Below are 15,823 nucleotides of genomic sequence, written 5' to 3' on the forward strand. Positions count from 1 at the left end.
ACAAAGTAGGAAGAAAAAGATTTAAAGTTTTGCTAATCTATCGGTTCAAGTTTCAGGTCAACCAGCCTGGCATGGACGTATAAACCTCCAGCTCCGGGTATCGTGAGGGAAGCCTCAACTTCTACAGGGAATGGCAACTCTGGAGCGACTACCGTTTCGCCGTTGCCCTGGGCAAAGCCGCCCTGGACCAGGCCATTCCATGTGACTTTGTAGGTATCGAACGTCATTCCCCCTATGGCCACTGAATCGCCTGCCTCAACAGTGTAGCCGTTTCCATTCTCGGTTAAGGTAACGTAGGTTAGCACATCACCGTAAATTCCACCGTAGAACCCCGTTGGATAGCTCCATACCATGTTGTACTTCTGGAAGTCCTCGCTTATCATCCCGCAGCTCATGTCTCCCTCAATGTTTCCTTCCTCGTCTATCGAGTAGTGGCAGCTCGGTCCGGTTATCTCGACTTTGACGAAGTCCGGGCCGTTGATGAGGTCGTAAACTGAAGGAATCCAGAGTGTTCCGGATGTGTACTCGTCCAGATAGCCCGGCTCAACGTAAACTCTGTACTCGTAGCTCTCTCCGCTTATCTCAACCTTGGCGTAGAGCAGGTAAACGCTCCTACCGTTTAGTTCTTCCTCACGGTAGCCCTTTGTGATGACGAAGTGCTTTTCTTCTCCCCCGGAGAGCTTGTAGTCCACGTTGAACGTTACCTCCTTGACGAGGTACTCTTTTCCGTTTATGCTTATTGACTTACTCGCGTCCCAGCCGAGCTTCCAGTTGTCAGAGAGTTTCGGCGTTGATGTCTCTGTTTGGGTTCCGGTTTGTGTATCCGTTCCCGTGCTTTCTCCCGGGGAAGTCGTGTGCTCTATCCCGACGTTTATTCCTTCGAATTCTTTCGAGAACTTCATCTCCTCCACAGAAATCTTGGAGTAGTAGCTCTCGCCACCCATCTGGCTAAAGGTCCCCTCGCTCTCAACCGGAACTGGCAGTGCCGGGGCTATCCTTGCCTTACCCTGTCCCCTAACGTTGCCAATCGCCCAGCTCCATTCGACGTTGCTTACCATGAAGCTCTTTCCGTCAAACGTTACCGTTCCGTCCGGGCTAACCTTGTAGCTATAGCCCATTCCCATAAAGGAGAAGCTGTACTCGTCTGGCTTGCTCAGATCGTGATCCTCAAGTCCCCTCCAGACGGCCGAGCTCACCATGACGGTCCAGCCCTGAAAAGCCGTGCCCGGGATCGCTCCCATAAGGGTGTTCAAATCTCCCTCGGTGTAGGGAAGCTCTGAATACTTTCCTATGGATGCAGGATTGCTCCAGTAGAAGTAGTTTCCTCCGTAGGATGCCTCTATCACAGCGGTTGTTCCCGACATCATGGCCCCGAAGTCCGGGAACGGGGTTAGGAAATAGCTATCGCTGTCCTTAGTTCGTTCCTTTATCAGTATCAGGTACTCAAGCGAGCCTTTCATGTCCGGGTCGTTCAGGGGTGTTATCTTCCCGTAGTAGGCGAAGAGGTTGTACTCGCCTAAGTCTTTCTTTCCGTTGTCGTCGGAATAGATGTGGGCCTTGACGTAGCCCCTCTGCTTTATTACCTCATATGAGCGCTCTCCTTCTGGAGTTTTGACCATGAAAGTGTATTTTATGTATGTTATGTGATAACCCTCGCTTCCAATACTTATTGGATTGTAAGCGTCCCAAGGTGTTGTCCATGTGGCATAAGAGCTCTCACTTTCACCTTGACTTTCAGTGTGTGTTTGAGTCATGGTGTGGCTCTCTATCATGCTCTCCGCCTTTTCCTTGGCTTCTTCCACCGCTTTCTCTTTAACTCCTCCAATGCATCCACTTATAAGAACCAGTCCAGCTACAAACAGCACCAATAGTAAAGATTTTTTCATATTTTCCCCTCCAAACCCGCAAAAACAAAAGCGGGCGTATATGATTATATTACTTTTGCACCTCACTATATTAATAATTTTCCACAGCTTCAAGCCGAATGGAAATGATTTAAAAATGTTTAAATCAAAAAGCATGGAATAAACTGTGGGGGGAAGGAAATGTATGAAAAAATAAAGCTTTTAAGTGAGATAAAGGAGCTTATGGAGAATGACAAGCTGTTTGAAATGTTCAAAAAAACATTTGAGGATTATGAATATTACTTCAACACAACAAACTACATAGTTCTCAACGTTTACCAGTTTAATGACCATGGAAGCATACACGTCCTTTTAACAGCAAGGAGGGCATTGGAGATTTTAAAGATTATAAAAAAATTTGGAATTCAAACAACAGCAGAAAAGCTCGGCAAGCCTTTCAAATGGAGCAAGTTTATAGTCGCATTTGGGGCTTTATTCCATGATATTGGAAACATGATCCACCGTGAGAATCACTACCTTTTCAGCACGATTTTGGCAGAACCGATCATAGAAAAGCTCGCCAAAGAGTTTGAGGAGGATGATTGGTTGCTTTTGAAAGCGCTAACGCTTAATGCAATTTACACTCATGACGAAGCAACTCAGTGCACAACGATTGAGGGCAGCTGCGTTACAGTTGCTGATGGCTGTGATATGGAGCAAGGTCGCTCGAGGCTTGTCCATAAGAAGGATAAAGTCGATATCCACTCCGTCTCTGCACTTGCGATTGAGAAAGTCGAAATACAAGAGGGAGACAACAAAACACCCGTGGTTATAGATGTCAAAATGAGGCACCTATCCGGAATTTTCCAAGTTGACGAAATTTTAACCAAGAAGATCAGAAACTCCCTGCTGAGTGGAAAGGTTAAAATCCGGATTCATGCAGAAAACCAGGTGCTGGAGAAGGTGGTTTAATGCCTTCTCCTTTCCTTGATGCATATTTGGATTTGAAGTATTTGCTTAACAGGGGTTATCGAAAAAGCACTGCACTGAATTTTGTTGCAAATCATTATAAGCTAAAAAAGATGGAGAGATATTTTCTGGCGAGATGCGTTTTCAGTGATAAGGAACTTGAGAACAGACAAAGAAAGAGAATGCCGATTGAGTTCATAAGGGGTAGGATCTTGGCAGTTGATGGATTCAATGTTCTTATAACCTTGGAATCCGCTCTCGAAGGAAAAGCTATACTTTGCGAGGATGGATTTGTTCGAGATTTGAAGTATCAGAGGGGATACAAGCTTAGCGAAAAAACTGAAGAAATGCTATTTGTTCTCTTGGAATTTTTGTCTCAGTTCAGTCCAGAGAAGGTTGTATTCTTATATGACAAACCTGTTAGCAAAAGCGGAGAGGTTGCAGAGATTACAGGTAAAATTATGAGGGAGGTTGGTCTTTCTGGATTAGCTAAAGTTGTACCATCTCCTGACTTTGAGCTTAAGAAGTTTAAAACAGTTGCAACCTCGGATTTTGCTGTTATTGACAGCGTGGAACATGCCGTTGACATTCCTCAGGAATATGCGTTGAGGAGAAGAATTAAAATAAAGACATTCAGGGAGGTATTAAGAGAGTTTAAACTTCCCTAATTGTCTCTTCTGTATTCGTAAACAACCCCGGTGTCAACAATTGCATACACATCACTGTTTCCCTCTTGATAGTGCATTATGGGTTTGTCTATCAGTTCAAAGGTTCTCTTCAAGTCTTCTTCTGTTGCGAGTGTTATTTTTTTGTCCACTTTGTTTGGTATTCCTTCGATCATGTATCTTCTCAGATCCTTAAGTTCATCTTTTGGAGTCTTTGCCTTTGCCGTGTACACCATTCCAAATATCGGAAGGGCACTTAGTAGTGCAAGTAGTGGAAATACTTTCCTTGCTGCAGCAACGGTGATTGGCTTTCCGAGAAAGCTTACATAGTTGACCTGAATATTTTTGTCGATAATGTTCTTCTTTGCCTCAACTTCATCATTTGTGAAGTATATGAGCCCATTGCCAGAATCTATTACCATGTTTATGGTCTGATCAAACTCCTCTTTGATATACTTTCCGTTGACTTTCCCTTTAGCAAGAACCTGAACCACGATCTTTGTTTCCCTGGAGATCCTCTTAATCCCCAACCCTTCCTTCACTATCTCCATTCTCCTGTTCATGTCGTTCATGTTGAAGGTTATAGCCTCACCCATCATGCCGTTTTCCAGCTCTCTTTCTCTTTCCACAAGCTTTTCTTCCCACAGCACTATTTTTTCCTTTCCTTTTGAAATATAATAGGTGGTGACAATTGTCAGCTTGTACCTGCCAGTTACATCATCTCCGGGTGTGAAAGTGTAAACATAAACCCCGGATATTGATTCGGTAATATCCTTTGGGTAGTACTTCATACTTTTCACATCTCCATAAAGGGATGTGTTTGAAAAGAAGGCTTTATGCTGAAACACACCTCTTTGCATATAGCTCCCCATCTTCTGAGAGGTAATAGTTTCCGGGTCTTTCTGCAGCGCAACTGCACTGTAAGCGGAGAATAACAGGAAAACTGCGATTGCTATCGCAAAGCCTACCTTTTTCTTGTTGATCCTTTTAATATTTTTTAAATCAATTCTCTTCACTTTTGAAACCTCCATATTTCCAAGCAATAGCCAAAATAAAAAAATAAAAAGGCACTAACCATCACATCCACCACCATGGTGGCAGCAGTCTTCTTCTTTAACTGCCTCGACAGTAATGGGGTCTGTCTTTATTCCGTATCCAGCAATTTCTGCTCCCTCATTCAAGGTATATGTACCGGGACTTGTGAACTCCTGCTTCCCTGCTGGATTGAGTCTGGTGTACACTGTTATGTCAATGTACTCACTCTCTCCTTTTCTAACGGTAACCCTCCACTCCATGTGTGTGGAGCCCATATTGCCAATGCCTTGTCTTGTAAAGGTATATGTACCGTTTGTGGCTGATGTTCTGTTGAGATCAACTTCAAGTTCTGCTGGAATAACATCTCTGATCACAAGCTCCTTTTCTGATCCGTAGTTTGTCACTTCTATCCTCATGGTCCAGCTTTGGTTTGTTTTTACGTGTACTGTTGTGTTTCCATCTATGAGGGTTTTTGTCAGCTCCACTTGAGGTGCTATCACATTAATCTTCAACGGGCAAGTGCTTATCTCAGCGTCGCCATTGTTCCAGCTTGCATAGAGGGTAATTGGGACGGTATATGTTCCAATTGGAGCATCACTTGCAACACTCACGTTCCCTTCAAAGGAATATTCTTCTTGGTCAAAGAGCGTTACCCATCCATTTTCAAGCTCAACATCTATGCTGGGGAGCAAAGCATTGCTAAGTTCAATCCTTGCTTCTAAGGTTTCTCCCAGCTGATTTCGTATGGTTAGTGCATTAAAACTTGCAAAGCTACCCTGCTCTACAGTTACAGTGGTGGAATATCCATCATCAGTACAGAAGTAGGCGATGTAGGCTTCATTTCCCTGAGAAATCTGCACCCATATTCCTCTCTGACTCTCGTATTCTCTGAAGTTGCCGCTGGATCCAATGAGTATCATAGAACTCGCCAGCAATACTAACAACACCGCAGTCCATTTCATAACCCAACACTCTCCTTAAGTTTATCAAAAATTCCTGAGCGGTGAACTCTATATCTGATTATGTCCTCACTACCTGCTCCTATGGCAAAATAAAGCAATATTAAGAAGATGCTCGCCTCTACGATGTATGCGACAAACGGGAGATATGGGCTTTTGCTGTAAAGCTCCGCAATCACTCTTTCAGGTAGAATCGGCAGATATGCATAAATTTCAATTTTCTCCCCGTATACTCTGGTTTCTTCTGGAACATTAACCCTGATAGTTATTGCCTTCTCGCTTCTTCCAGGGATTTTAAAAGAGTTTTCGCTTGTTATTTCTATCCTATTTCCCTTTGCTTCAACGAAGTATAGAAAAGGATAAATTGCTCTGTTTTTTATTGTCAAGTTCTCCTCGAATGTAGAACCTGGCATATACCACCCTTTCTGCTGCCCTCCAGCCAGAGTTGAAGAGTAGCTGAATGCTAAAGTTCCCCAGGAGAGCATCATTGAGATTAGTAACGTCACAAGAACAAGTGATGCAGTTATTGCGTAAACCGTCTTGAATTTAACCTTAATGTATCTCCGTCTCTTTTTTCTTCTCTTTCTTTCTCCTCCAGTTGTCATCAGTATTGCCCCAATAACGAGCAGTGCAACTGCAATGTAGAGATTTGAGCCTTTCTTTGAAAGATCCTGAATATAATTGCCAGCACGGGGTATCTTTATTGGTGTTCTCCCAAGTGTCACCACCGTGCCTATGACGCTCTCCTTTGATATTTTCGGATTTTCTCCTGCTGGTCTGTTGCGACATTGTTGTTCTCCCTTGGTTATGTATCCCTCTTCATCTTTGGCATACACCCTGTGTACGGTCCACTCATCCTTCATTCTGAAAACAATGATATCTCCAACATCTCCTTTTGAAAATGGGTTTATGAAGAATAGATCTCCCTTTTCTATTGTTGGACTCATGCTATCTGAATAAGCGTAAGATATGAGAACAGGTCTATCAAGAACAATCCCAATCACTGATGAGATCAAAATAACACCAACCACAAAGGTAAAAAGAAGTTCAAGAAGCCTCATCCGCATGCACCTTCAAACGCCTGTATTTTAAAGCTTCCAGAAACATCCCCAAGAGCATAGCCTGTTGTGTTGACAAAGATGCCTATATTTGCTGACTCGTATTCACCCAGTGTGATGCTGATGCTCTCTGCTGGCGTTGTGTTTGAGTAGTAAAACTTCAAACCATTCATCTCTGAGGTGATTATCACACAGATAACCGAAGCTCCCGTTTGTGTAACGTTGTTCTCGACTCTTATGACATCATCAAACTGATAGATAGCATCCCTTGACAATCCTTCTCCATATCCCGGGTAAAATGGGCTGTTCTTGCTGATATCAATTGTCAGGTTCCCCCCATGGTAGAGAAAAGCATAGGGAGGGAGTGGGGTTTCAATAGTGAATGAAGTGTTGCCATTTTCAAGAGCGTAAGAAACAGGTATAGGCTTGCTGATGCTAACTGCCGCAATAAATATAAGAACCGCTACCAGTGGCAAAGTAATTTTTGTGCTTATCATTTCTTTTCACTCCACAATCTAAAAACAAAGATATACGGGGGCATTGCTTCCCCCAAATCCATAATACCTTGTTCGAATGAATCATGTCTACTCACATTCGCCAGCAAATACTTGTATGTCCATCTGAACTTGGTTTTCGCCAAGCTCTGCACCCGTGTTGTCGAATACCATACCGATCTTAACTGGGTCTCCATGATATACTGTAAACAGGAGCTGTGTTGATGAAGTTCCGTTGTAGTCGCCAGTGAACAGAGTAACGTCGCTGTTACTTGGAACTGAAATGCTGACACATATCGGGTATGCATCCGTAAGTGTGACATTTCCATCTTCAACATAGTTCTCCCAGAGGTCGTTGCTGACTTCAAACATCTCTTCAAACACATATGTTGTGTTTGGACTCATTCCTGCACCGTGTCCAGGATAATCCGGATGGTTGTCGCTGATTTCCACAGTTAGCTTTCCGTTGTTCAGGTAAACATATGGTTGGAGCGGAGTCAGATCAATAAACTCATTGTCGTCTCCGACGATAGCAACTGTCAAATCTCTTTCTGCTTCATAATACCTGAAGTTGGCTCCTGCGCCAACCGCCAACATCATGCCCACTAAGAGCAATACCAAACCAATAACCTTATTCATTTTCATCAATCCTCCTCGCATATGCCTTGTAGTTCTGCTGGCTCCGTGCCGAGTCTGTATGCCTTAATTGTCATCGTCTCATCCCAGACATCTCCAGGGCTGTCGCCGTTTGCGCTCAGATCAATGCCTATCTTCTTTCTTTCTCCCGGACCAAGTGCAAAACACACGTCATCTCTTGCGCTGTCTGATGCTGTTGCTTCAGCACCGCCATCAACTGCATAAACGCCGCCTTCATGTCCGTAGAACTCGACATGGGTGTCGCTTGATGTTATCCTGACGATTATGGTCATGTTCTCCCAGAGGTCGTTGCTGACTTCAAAAACCTCATCGAAGTTGTACTCGCTTGATGGGCTTATGCCCATTCCATAGCCCTCCCCGGGCCACATTGGATTGTTTGCTGAGAAGTCAACCACCAAAACTCCGCCCTCATTTATGTATGCATACGGCTGGAGTGGAGTTAAGTCAATAAGCTCAGTGTCGTCTGTAACAATTGCCCAGTGGACACTTCTGCTTGCATTGTAGTCACTAAAATTGGCCCCTGCTCCGAGCACGAGACCAAAGGCCACTAAAAGGCCAAAAATTCCAAGTGCTAACTTTTTCACTTCTTTCATCTCCATCTTTTTCGAGCCCCATATACGGGACTTCAACAGAAATCTTTGCGGTTGTGGTATATAGGTAATTGGAGTATTCAAGAAAGTAACCGGTAATTACCCCGTTCTTTTTATGATCCTTTTCTCCTTGAGCCTTTGAATGACCGACATGGACAGGAATACCGTCGAAATCACAAATCCTTCCCAGCTTTGGACATAATAACTCATGGCAGCTGAGCCAAGTGCAAGCATGCTGTAGACGGTTGCCCATCGCACATCGTTCTTGTTCACAATTTCCATGTACACATCAACATTTTCTGGAACCTGAATGAGCTTTATGGTTCCATGCTTGAATTCTATTATTCCTTCCCTTTCCATCTTTGGGATGTGGGTTTGCACCAAGCTTACATAAACACTTTTCCTGTGCCTTCTATCTGTATTTCCTTCCTTCTTTGCAATGTATTCGACGAGGTCTCTTAAATCAGCTTTTCCATTACATTTCTGAAGGTATTCTATAACAAACATTCTCCTGTCATTTCCCAATATCATCGCGGAGGTCGTCATCGGCATCACCTTAATCGGTAGTGCCGACGATGGTTGGCATTGATGTAGTACACCTCTATTACATTATCCCTGATGAGATTCCTCAATACTCTCTCAACTTTTTGGCGCGTACAATCAATACCCATCTCGTTTAACTGTCTTGTAAGAATGGCAACTGTTGAATGACCATCTCTCCGCAGAATGCTGATAATTTCTTCTCTGATATTATGCTTCATATTACTCACCTTACAGTATTATTGTTGGCTTATACTATAAATACCTTCCTAAAAAGTTCGATTTTCAAAAATTTAGAAATTTCATCAAATAAAACTGCCAAAAAAGACTTATAGTCGTTTTTATAACTTAGTAATATGCTGTTTCTTAAAAGAAGGGGGCTGGGAAGTTTTCAATTTTTTGGAAATTTTCCATAATATGCTCTGGGTCTTATTGTGAACAAAAGGAAGGCGAATTTTCCATGGAGTTTATTTGAAGATTACTTCAGCTAACAAGTTACACCGTACCATGGTAGAGTGGCACATAGAAAAACTCCAATGGTTCGAATGCCCACAGTTGAGCGTAATAAGAAAAAGAGTAAGCTGCAATATGTCACTGGTCTGGAGCCCGGAGGTTTGGTAGCCCCGCGGGGATTCGAACCCCGGTCGCGGGATCCAGAGTCCCGCATGCTTGGCCGCTACACCACGGGGCTGTGCCCATGAACATTCACACGGTGAAGGTTTTTAAATGTTACTCCTTGCTATATATTTGGTGACTTTAATGGACTTCTCTCTGTTTATGGAGAGATACGGCTACAAGATACTTTTGCTTATCGTCGTTTCTGGAAATACTTGCAGTTATCCTCACTCCTTTTGTGATGATGTTTTGGGCATTCAGCAGTGGTGGAATTACAACTGCAGTTATTTCAGTGATAATATTTGCCATAGGCATTTCATTGATGGCGGTTCCCAAGATATGGAGTTTTGCTGATAGGATGAGACAGACCTACATTATTGAAGACTGGAGTGAAAAAGAGTGAGACTTCGTAGAATTATTCAACTCAAAATCTTCATTTAGATGTGGTTTCTGCTTCTTTTAGCGCCTAAAGGCATTTGTTACGATGGCGGGCCGGGCGGGATTCGAACCCGCGACCACCGGGTTAAAAGCCCGGTGCTCTAACCAGGCTGAGCTACCGGCCCTCGCTTAGCAATAACCAAATGTCATTTTATAAGCTTTACTATTTATCCGCTCAGTGAAGTTGGTCAAGAGTACTGGGTTAGTATTCTAATTTTACCTCTCTTCAAAGCGTTAATGCAGAAAAGTTTGTTTGGCGCCCGGGTCGGGATTTGAACCCGAGTCGCGGGAGTGACAGTCCCGCATGATAGGCCGGGCTACACCACCCGGGCGCTTTGAGTGGCCGGCGGCGTCCCCGGCTTCCCGCCCCCTCTCGGAGGGCAGTACAACCGGGATCGCTGGCGGGCTTAACTTCCGGGATCGAAACGAGACCGGGTGTAGCCCCGCCGCTATGACCGCCGCACCGATACATACTCACCGCTGGTTGATTTATAAAGTTTGCGGTGTTGAAAAAGATTAATAACGCTGAACTCCCAAAAATTCAAAGGTGGTGGTAATGGGATTAATCGAAGACAAGGCACTTGTTGAGGCAGCTCTTTTTGTTGCGGGAAGGCCTTTAAGTGTAAAAGAACTCTCAAAAGCCCTTGGAATAAAATCTCTTGATTACCTTGAAAAGCTGATTGAGCTGATTGCTGCTGAGTATGCGGAAAGAAAAAGTGCAATAGAGGTTGTGAGGGTTCTTGGGGACAAGTATGTCATGCAGGTGAAGCAGGAATATTCTCAAAGGGTAATCCACCTTATGCCAAAGCCTGATTTAAGAACAGGTGAGCTCAAAACCCTCGCCCTCATAGCATATCTTCAGCCAATAGAGCAGAGCAAGATAATAAAACTCAGGGGAAGTCAGGCATATGAGCACATCAAGCATCTCCTTCAAATGGGTCTGATTTATGCTGAACCTTATGAGAGAACTAAGCTTTTGGGAACAACTCAAAAATTCGCTGAGCTTTACGGATTTCCAGAGAACGACCCTCTGCTGATTAAAGAGGCATTTAAGAAAGTTGTCCATGCAGAATATGCTGATTTAATTGAAAAACTTGAGAAAACTGAAAAAGATAAAAATCGGACTGAGTAATTTCTTGAAGTCTTAGTTTTCTTATTTCTGAATAAAAAAGAAAATTTATGGTCATTTTGCAAAATCTGGAGCTTCAAAAAGTTTAAATACTCAAATTTAGAATTACTATTTAGGTGAGTGTATATGACCGTGTTGACAAAAGAGCAGATTATTGAGCTTATCCGAAGACAGAAAAAGCTCAGCTTAAATGAAATTGAAGAACAGATAAGAGAGATTGCTCAAAGGGATAAAATATCGGAACATGCTGCTGCTTTACTCTTAGCGGAGCAGCTGGGTGTTAACCTGGAAGAAACGGCACCACTGATGTATATTGCTGATCTTGTGTCGGGAATGAGAGATGTGAACATAGTGGGAAGGATACTGCGGAAGTATGGAATTAGGGAGTACACAAAGCGAGATGGGACAAAAGGACAGGTGGCGAGCATCTTGATTTATGACAGCACTGGAAAAGCAAGGGTTGTTCTCTGGGATGGAAAGGTTGGTGAGTACTACAACAAGCTTCAGGTAGGCGATGTAATCAAGGTCATTGATGCAAATGTTAGAGAGAGCTTAGCTGGAATTCCAGAGCTTCATGTAAACTTCAGAAGCAGAATAATTGTTAATCCAGAGGATCCAAGAGTTGAGGAGATTCCCCCGCTTGAAGAAGTTAGAACGTACTCCTATTCAAGAAGGAAAATTGCTGAGCTGATGGGTGGAGAAAAATTCGTTGAGCTTAGAGGGACAATCGCAAAGCTGTACAGGGTTATAGTTTATGATGCATGTCCGGAGTGCAGGAGAAAAGTTGACTATGATCCTGGAATGAATGTCTGGATTTGTCCCGAACATGGGGAGGTAAAACCGCTAAAAATGACAGTAATTGACTTTGGAATTGATGATTCTACAGGTTACATACGGGCCACGTTGTTTGGAGAAGACGCTGCCGAGCTCTTGGGAGCTGATCCAGAGGAGATAAGCGAAAAGTTGAAGGAGCTAACGGAGATGGGAATGACGGTTAAAGAGGCTGGAAGAAAATTAGCGGAGGAGGAGTTCTATCCACTGCTTGGGCGGGAGATAGTTATCAGGGGAAATGTGGTAGAGGACAGATTTCTTGGCATGCTCCTCAAGGCATCTTCTTGGGAGGATGTTGATTACAGGGGAGAGATTGAAAGGATTAAGAGAGAGCTTAAAGGCACATTGGGGGAGGTGTTCTGATGGAGGTGCAGATCAGGCGTAGAAAGCCAGGTGTAGAAAGGAAAATTGGTGAGATAAGTGAAGATGATACAAGGGTTGCACTAATTGGAAAAGTTGTTAAAGTGGACAAGCTTGACTACTTATTCTGGCTCGATGACGGCACTGGTGTTGCTGTAATTGAGACGGAGGAGAACGTTCTTCCAAAAGTTGGACAGATTGTCAGGGTGATAGGCAGAATAATCAGAAATGAGGAAATGCACATCTATGCAGAGGTTGTTCAGGACTTTAGCGATGCTGATTTGGAAAGCCTGGAGGAAATTCAAGAGCTTGAGAAAAAAGTTTTACCAAAAATTGAAAATGCATTGGCGTGGTGGTCAGAATGAAGAAGCGCTTGCCCGCTACAAGGGTTTATATTAGGGACATCCTTGAGGGGTTTTTTGTTAAAAGTGAAGGTGACTTTGAGCCAAATTATCTGATCACAAAAGATGCGAGAAAAGTTTACAGGGCTAAAATAGTTGCAACGGTTGTGAGAGATCCTGTAATAGCGGAAGATGAGACGTACGGAAAGTTCCAGGTTGATGACGGTACTGGTGTAATATGGGTTCTCGGCTTTAGAGATGATACAAAGTTTGCCAAGCTTGTTAAGAAAGGCGACTTAGTGCAGATTATCGGGAAGATTGCAGAGTGGAGGGGAGATAAGCAGATTCTGGTTGAGGGAGTTTCAAAAGTTCATCCAAACATGTGGATACTCCACCGGTATGAGACGCTGAAGGATAAGGTGGAGCACATAAAGAAGGCTAAAATTGCGTTTGAGATTTACAACACCTATGGCATAACAGCTAAGGCAAAGGTAATTGCGAAGAACAAAGGGATAAGCGAAGATCTGCTTGAGACAATTGATGAGCTCTATGCAATAATGATTGAGCAAAGGGCAGAGGAAGCCTTAGAGGAGGAAATATTTGAGGAAGAAGAGAAGAAGGTTGACGAGACACTTGAAGAAGCTAAAAAAGCTATACTCGAAATACTCAGGTCAAAAGGTGACAGACCAGTCTCAAGGAAGTACATAGAAAGAAAACTGCAGGAGAAGTTTAAGGCAGAGATCATTGACGACGCCCTTAGAGAGCTCCTTGCAGAAGGAGAGATCTATGAACCTGAAATTGGCTACTACAAGATTCTGGCCTGACTTCTTATTCCTCTTTTTGTAAAAAAGAAATTGGAAAAGAAAGCTCAGTACTGCTCTCTCATGGTCCTTATGACAGGATCGTAGATTAGTGTTGATGTTATGCTGTCAACCATCCGGAAAAACTCCTCCTTTCCTGCTTCGATTCCTGCATTATCTACTTTGATAACCCTGCACTTATCCCCGAGGATCCATTTTCCAAGGATTATCTTCTCCTTTCCGTTGTGTACTGCATCGATCCTTATGAGTCCATATGGGACATCTGCAGTCCACCAGTTGGCTTTGAATTTTATCTCCCAGCCAAGCTTTTCAAGCTCCTTTACCATGAGATCCATTGTTTCCCCAGGACCATAAGGAGTTTTAAAAGTAATTATGAGCCACAGCTCATTTCTCTCAAGATTCTCCTTAAAGATATTTTCAAAAATCACAATCTCACCCCCGTTGTGATTGAACCTAACAAAAAGCTAAACACAGCAAGGTAAATTGCGGCTTTTAATTTTTTCTGTGCCTTTCCAGCTGTCTTAGGCATTGGATTCTTCAGAAGTTCAAAGACCGCAGCTAAAATCAGGCCATCGACAACTATCATTGGCAGATATCCTATTCCAATTCCCACTTTTAGGGGCAGAAACGATGCCACTACAGTTGCGATTCCAAATAGTGAGGCTAAATATGCCGACTTTTTTATCCCCCACACAATTGGCAAAGTTTTTGCTCCCTTTGCCTTGTCTCCCTCGATATCTTCGATGTCCTTCATAATCTCCCTTGCCAGGTTCACCAGAAATGCACACAATGCTAAATATCCTGCAAGCCCAATTTTGCCTACTGCAATCGCACCGTACAGAGGTGTTGCCCCGGTTAGGCTTGCGACCATTATATTCCCGATGATTGGCAATGGCTTAAGTTTCCATGCGTAGATAAGCAGAACAGAGTATGCAGCTACTGCCAGAATAAACGCATATATGTTGAGCCGATAAGCCAGAACAAGACCAACAACAAATAAGAGCATCGCATACCAAAAAGCTGTTTTTCTTGACATTGCGCCCCTTGGCAGAGGTCTTGTGGGGCGGTTGATTTTATCAATCTCATAGTCAAAGTAATCGTTTATTGTATTCCCAGCACTGCATCCTAAAAAAACAACTGCAAAGATTAACACTGCTGTTTTTATTTTGGGAAAATGTCCTAATGCCACAATGGAGCCTAATATTCCAACTAATCCTGCTACAAAACAGTTGTGAGGTCGTAATATTTCAATGAAGGCTTTGACTTCCACTATGGGCACCTAATATAAAGACAAAGTGTGGGGTATTAAAACCTTTTCCTAAAGGGCATTTCTGTCCAATAACCCCAGTTCCTCACCATCTTCTCTGACTCTAACCCTCCCAAATCTTATCTCCCTAATTTCTTTAATTGTTTCTTCGTCTAAAGGTGTTAAGATTTCAGCTTTCATATCTCTGAAGTTTACGAACTTCAGAATACCCAATCCAACACAGAAGCCATCTTTATCAATCATCCCAAGAAGTAAATTGCTCAATTTCTCAAAATCAATGTACTGCAGAACGTTCTTATCAACCTGTCTTGGGATATTAGAGGTATCAACCTTTACAATAAGGTATTTCCCACCAATCTTTCTTCCATGAATGATTAACCATTTAAACAGCGCCTCCAAAAGGGACTTTTCATTCTCATTGATGTCTTCACCTTGGAAAAGCTGAGTTCCGCTTATAATAAAGTGATTCAGATTCACCGTGTATGACTTTGAGTCTCTGAAGTACTTCTTCCACTTCTCTTTTCGTATCTCCCTTCTCTCTTCCCTGCTGAATTTTCGAACTTTTTTACTGACTTCAAGGCGGAAAATCTGAGTTTTCTCTTCGAATGGTTTTAATATTGGTTCTAATTCATTTTCTTTCTGTAATGCAACTATTACATCAGGCTTAACAGTTTCAATTTTCATCCTCTTAAGCTCAACACCCGCACCGCTGATCATGCCTGTAGTATCTATAATAATTATATCGGCTTTCTTCTCTGCTTCATCCGTGAGCAATTTAACCCCTGCAATCATCTCTCCAAAAAACTGATTTGGGGTGATGCTCCCTACGAAGTAGTGCTTGTATGCTTTTATCTCTCCAAAGGATTCAAACAGTCCCTCTGGAAAACCAAGACTTATTGTTGCCGGGGGGAGAATTCCTTTTTGTCCGATGTCACTGTCTATTATTGCAATCCTGAACCCTGATGATAGAAGTTCATTTGCTAAAAATGTTGCCAATGTCGTTTTTCCGGTATCAACTCCACCCAGAATCATTATCTTAACTGGTTTTTTGTGTTCATTTAGAGCATTCAACAATTCCTTTCTATCCTCTGGAACTTCTTGAGTGTATCTTGCCTTGTTCATGCTTATAACTTCTTCAACTTCAATAAAAAGTTAACTCCAGAAAAGATTTATATTTACAGTTCACTGACCTCCTCCCTGTTGTGAGGGT

19 protein-coding genes, 3 tRNA genes and 1 rRNA gene are annotated in these 15,823 nt (G+C 42.9%); 7 read left to right on the forward strand and 16 right to left on the reverse strand.

Annotated features, from left to right (window positions below):
- Positions 1–32 precede the first annotated feature (32 nt).
- On the reverse strand, positions 33–1,979 hold the full coding sequence (locus TERMP_RS09815) for a hypothetical protein (RefSeq protein WP_237702817.1): 1,947 nt from the start codon (positions 1,977–1,979) through the stop codon (positions 33–35).
- A 66-nt stretch (positions 1,980–2,045) separates the two neighbouring features.
- On the opposite strand from TERMP_RS09815, the gene TERMP_RS09820 reads away from it, so the two are divergent.
- Both TERMP_RS09820 and TERMP_RS09825 read left to right on the forward strand, forming a co-directional pair.
- Positions 2,046–2,816, forward strand: a complete 771-nt coding sequence (locus TERMP_RS09820) for an HD domain-containing protein (protein ID WP_013468255.1) — start codon at positions 2,046–2,048, stop codon at positions 2,814–2,816.
- On the forward strand, positions 2,816–3,481 hold the full coding sequence (locus tag TERMP_RS09825) for a DUF434 domain-containing protein (protein WP_013468256.1): 666 nt from the start codon (positions 2,816–2,818) through the stop codon (positions 3,479–3,481). The genes TERMP_RS09820 and TERMP_RS09825 overlap by 1 nt, the downstream gene beginning before the upstream one ends.
- Here the strand turns inward: TERMP_RS09825 and TERMP_RS11330 are convergent.
- The 9 genes from TERMP_RS11330 to TERMP_RS09870 form a co-directional block, all read right to left on the reverse strand.
- Positions 3,478–4,494 carry a DUF5305 family protein gene (locus TERMP_RS11330; protein ID WP_052296230.1) on the reverse strand — a complete coding sequence of 339 codons (1,017 nt, stop codon included), beginning with the start codon at positions 4,492–4,494 and terminating at the stop codon, positions 3,478–3,480. The two genes, TERMP_RS09825 and TERMP_RS11330, sit on opposite strands and share 4 nt — an antisense overlap.
- Positions 4,495–4,548: 54 nt before the next feature.
- Positions 4,549–5,433, reverse strand: coding sequence for a COG1470 family protein (locus TERMP_RS09835; RefSeq protein ID WP_013468258.1), 885 nt, complete (start codon positions 5,431–5,433; stop codon positions 4,549–4,551).
- Positions 5,434–5,471: 38 nt separating this feature from the next.
- Positions 5,472–6,533 carry a signal peptidase I gene (locus TERMP_RS09840; protein ID WP_013468259.1) on the reverse strand — a complete coding sequence of 354 codons (1,062 nt, stop codon included), beginning with the start codon at positions 6,531–6,533 and terminating at the stop codon, positions 5,472–5,474.
- On the reverse strand, positions 6,530–7,027 hold the full coding sequence (locus tag TERMP_RS09845; RefSeq protein ID WP_013468260.1) for a DUF1102 domain-containing protein: 498 nt from the start codon (positions 7,025–7,027) through the stop codon (positions 6,530–6,532). The genes TERMP_RS09840 and TERMP_RS09845 overlap by 4 nt, the downstream gene beginning before the upstream one ends.
- Before the next feature lie 87 nt (positions 7,028–7,114).
- Positions 7,115–7,663, reverse strand: coding sequence for a DUF1102 domain-containing protein (locus tag TERMP_RS09850; RefSeq protein ID WP_048159995.1), 549 nt, complete (start codon positions 7,661–7,663; stop codon positions 7,115–7,117).
- A gap of 5 nt (positions 7,664–7,668) precedes the next feature.
- Positions 7,669–8,274 (reverse strand): DUF1102 domain-containing protein, encoded by a 606-nt coding sequence (locus tag TERMP_RS09855; RefSeq protein WP_048159996.1) that lies wholly within the window; start codon positions 8,272–8,274, stop codon positions 7,669–7,671.
- A 96-nt stretch (positions 8,275–8,370) separates the two neighbouring features.
- Positions 8,371–8,823: a DUF7344 domain-containing protein gene (locus tag TERMP_RS09860; RefSeq protein ID WP_235507114.1), complete on the reverse strand. Its 453-nt coding sequence runs from the start codon at positions 8,821–8,823 to the stop codon at positions 8,371–8,373.
- Positions 8,823–9,032, reverse strand: a complete 210-nt coding sequence (locus TERMP_RS09865; RefSeq protein ID WP_048159844.1) for a hypothetical protein — start codon at positions 9,030–9,032, stop codon at positions 8,823–8,825. The genes TERMP_RS09860 and TERMP_RS09865 overlap by 1 nt, the downstream gene beginning before the upstream one ends.
- 394 nt (positions 9,033–9,426) lie before the next feature.
- Positions 9,427–9,502, reverse strand: a tRNA-Gln gene (locus TERMP_RS09870).
- Between the two features lie 165 nt (positions 9,503–9,667).
- Between TERMP_RS09870 and TERMP_RS11705 the strand changes: the two genes are divergently transcribed.
- Positions 9,668–9,829 (forward strand): hypothetical protein, encoded by a 162-nt coding sequence (locus TERMP_RS11705; RefSeq protein ID WP_013468264.1) that lies wholly within the window; start codon positions 9,668–9,670, stop codon positions 9,827–9,829.
- 82 nt (positions 9,830–9,911) lie between these two features.
- On the opposite strand, the gene TERMP_RS09880 is transcribed toward TERMP_RS11705, so the two are convergent.
- The 3 genes from TERMP_RS09880 to rrf all read right to left on the reverse strand — a co-directional run bounded on the left by TERMP_RS09880 (position 9,912) and on the right by rrf (position 10,327).
- A tRNA-Lys gene (locus tag TERMP_RS09880) sits at positions 9,912–9,989 on the reverse strand.
- 129 nt (positions 9,990–10,118) lie between these two features.
- Positions 10,119–10,196: transfer RNA gene (locus TERMP_RS09885), tRNA-Asp, on the reverse strand.
- 9 nt (positions 10,197–10,205) lie between these two features.
- Positions 10,206–10,327: ribosomal RNA gene (gene rrf, locus TERMP_RS09890) — 5S ribosomal RNA — on the reverse strand.
- A 93-nt stretch (positions 10,328–10,420) separates the two neighbouring features.
- Here rrf and scpB point away from each other — a divergent pair.
- The 4 genes from scpB to TERMP_RS09910 all read left to right on the forward strand — a co-directional run bounded on the left by scpB (position 10,421) and on the right by TERMP_RS09910 (position 13,349).
- Positions 10,421–10,996: an SMC-Scp complex subunit ScpB gene (gene scpB / locus TERMP_RS09895; protein ID WP_013468265.1), complete on the forward strand. Its 576-nt coding sequence runs from the start codon at positions 10,421–10,423 to the stop codon at positions 10,994–10,996.
- Between the two features lie 123 nt (positions 10,997–11,119).
- Positions 11,120–12,187, forward strand: coding sequence for an OB-fold nucleic acid binding domain-containing protein (locus TERMP_RS09900; RefSeq protein ID WP_013468266.1), 1,068 nt, complete (start codon positions 11,120–11,122; stop codon positions 12,185–12,187).
- The gene (locus tag TERMP_RS09905; protein WP_013468267.1) at positions 12,187–12,549 is read left to right on the forward strand and encodes a hypothetical protein; all 363 of its coding nucleotides are present in this window, start codon (positions 12,187–12,189) and stop codon (positions 12,547–12,549) included. The genes TERMP_RS09900 and TERMP_RS09905 overlap by 1 nt, the downstream gene beginning before the upstream one ends.
- Positions 12,546–13,349, forward strand: coding sequence for an OB-fold nucleic acid binding domain-containing protein (locus tag TERMP_RS09910; RefSeq protein WP_013468268.1), 804 nt, complete (start codon positions 12,546–12,548; stop codon positions 13,347–13,349). The genes TERMP_RS09905 and TERMP_RS09910 overlap by 4 nt, the downstream gene beginning before the upstream one ends.
- Before the next feature lie 44 nt (positions 13,350–13,393).
- Here the strand turns inward: TERMP_RS09910 and TERMP_RS09915 are convergent, their stop codons facing one another.
- From TERMP_RS09915 to TERMP_RS09925, 3 genes are read right to left on the reverse strand one after another with little or no spacing between them, the layout of a single operon-like run.
- The gene (locus TERMP_RS09915) at positions 13,394–13,774 is read right to left on the reverse strand and encodes a hypothetical protein (protein WP_013468269.1); all 381 of its coding nucleotides are present in this window, start codon (positions 13,772–13,774) and stop codon (positions 13,394–13,396) included.
- Positions 13,771–14,616, reverse strand: a complete 846-nt coding sequence (locus TERMP_RS09920; RefSeq protein ID WP_013468270.1) for a geranylgeranylglycerol-phosphate geranylgeranyltransferase — start codon at positions 14,614–14,616, stop codon at positions 13,771–13,773. Before TERMP_RS09920 ends, TERMP_RS09915 begins: the two co-directional genes overlap by 4 nt.
- A gap of 48 nt (positions 14,617–14,664) precedes the next feature.
- Complete coding sequence (locus TERMP_RS09925) at positions 14,665–15,741, reverse strand: Clp1/GlmU family protein (RefSeq protein WP_202795447.1); 1,077 nt, start codon at positions 15,739–15,741, stop codon at positions 14,665–14,667.
- Between the last annotated feature and the right edge of the window lie 82 nt (positions 15,742–15,823).

The organism is Thermococcus barophilus MP (assembly GCF_000151105.2).
In the GTDB taxonomy this organism is placed as follows: Archaea; Methanobacteriota_B; Thermococci; order Thermococcales; family Thermococcaceae; genus Thermococcus_B; species Thermococcus_B barophilus.

Bases quoted from the DNA above. Each gene is read 5' to 3' on its own strand.
- TERMP_RS09845 (WP_013468260.1), bottom strand. From the start codon at position 7,027: ATGATAAGCACAAAAATTACTTTGCCACTGGTAGCGGTTCTTATATTT.
- TERMP_RS09910 (WP_013468268.1), top strand. From the start codon at position 12,546: ATGAAGAAGCGCTTGCCCGCTACAAGGGTTTATATTAGGGACATCCTT.
- TERMP_RS09835 (WP_013468258.1), bottom strand. From the start codon at position 5,433: ATGATACTCATTGGATCCAGCGGCAACTTCAGAGAATACGAGAGTCAG.
- TERMP_RS09900 (WP_013468266.1), top strand. From the start codon at position 11,120: ATGACCGTGTTGACAAAAGAGCAGATTATTGAGCTTATCCGAAGACAG.
- TERMP_RS09855 (WP_048159996.1), bottom strand. From the start codon at position 8,274: ATGAAAGAAGTGAAAAAGTTAGCACTTGGAATTTTTGGCCTTTTAGTG.
- TERMP_RS09840 (WP_013468259.1), bottom strand. From the start codon at position 6,533: ATGAGGCTTCTTGAACTTCTTTTTACCTTTGTGGTTGGTGTTATTTTG.
- TERMP_RS09905 (WP_013468267.1), top strand. From the start codon at position 12,187: ATGGAGGTGCAGATCAGGCGTAGAAAGCCAGGTGTAGAAAGGAAAATT.
- TERMP_RS09825 (WP_013468256.1), top strand. From the start codon at position 2,816: ATGCCTTCTCCTTTCCTTGATGCATATTTGGATTTGAAGTATTTGCTT.
- TERMP_RS09865 (WP_048159844.1), bottom strand. From the start codon at position 9,032: ATGAAGCATAATATCAGAGAAGAAATTATCAGCATTCTGCGGAGAGAT.
- scpB (WP_013468265.1), top strand. From the start codon at position 10,421: ATGGGATTAATCGAAGACAAGGCACTTGTTGAGGCAGCTCTTTTTGTT.
- TERMP_RS09850 (WP_048159995.1), bottom strand. From the start codon at position 7,663: ATGAATAAGGTTATTGGTTTGGTATTGCTCTTAGTGGGCATGATGTTG.
- TERMP_RS09860 (WP_235507114.1), bottom strand. From the start codon at position 8,823: ATGCCGATGACGACCTCCGCGATGATATTGGGAAATGACAGGAGAATG.
- TERMP_RS11705 (WP_013468264.1), top strand. From the start codon at position 9,668: ATGATGTTTTGGGCATTCAGCAGTGGTGGAATTACAACTGCAGTTATT.
- TERMP_RS09820 (WP_013468255.1), top strand. From the start codon at position 2,046: ATGTATGAAAAAATAAAGCTTTTAAGTGAGATAAAGGAGCTTATGGAG.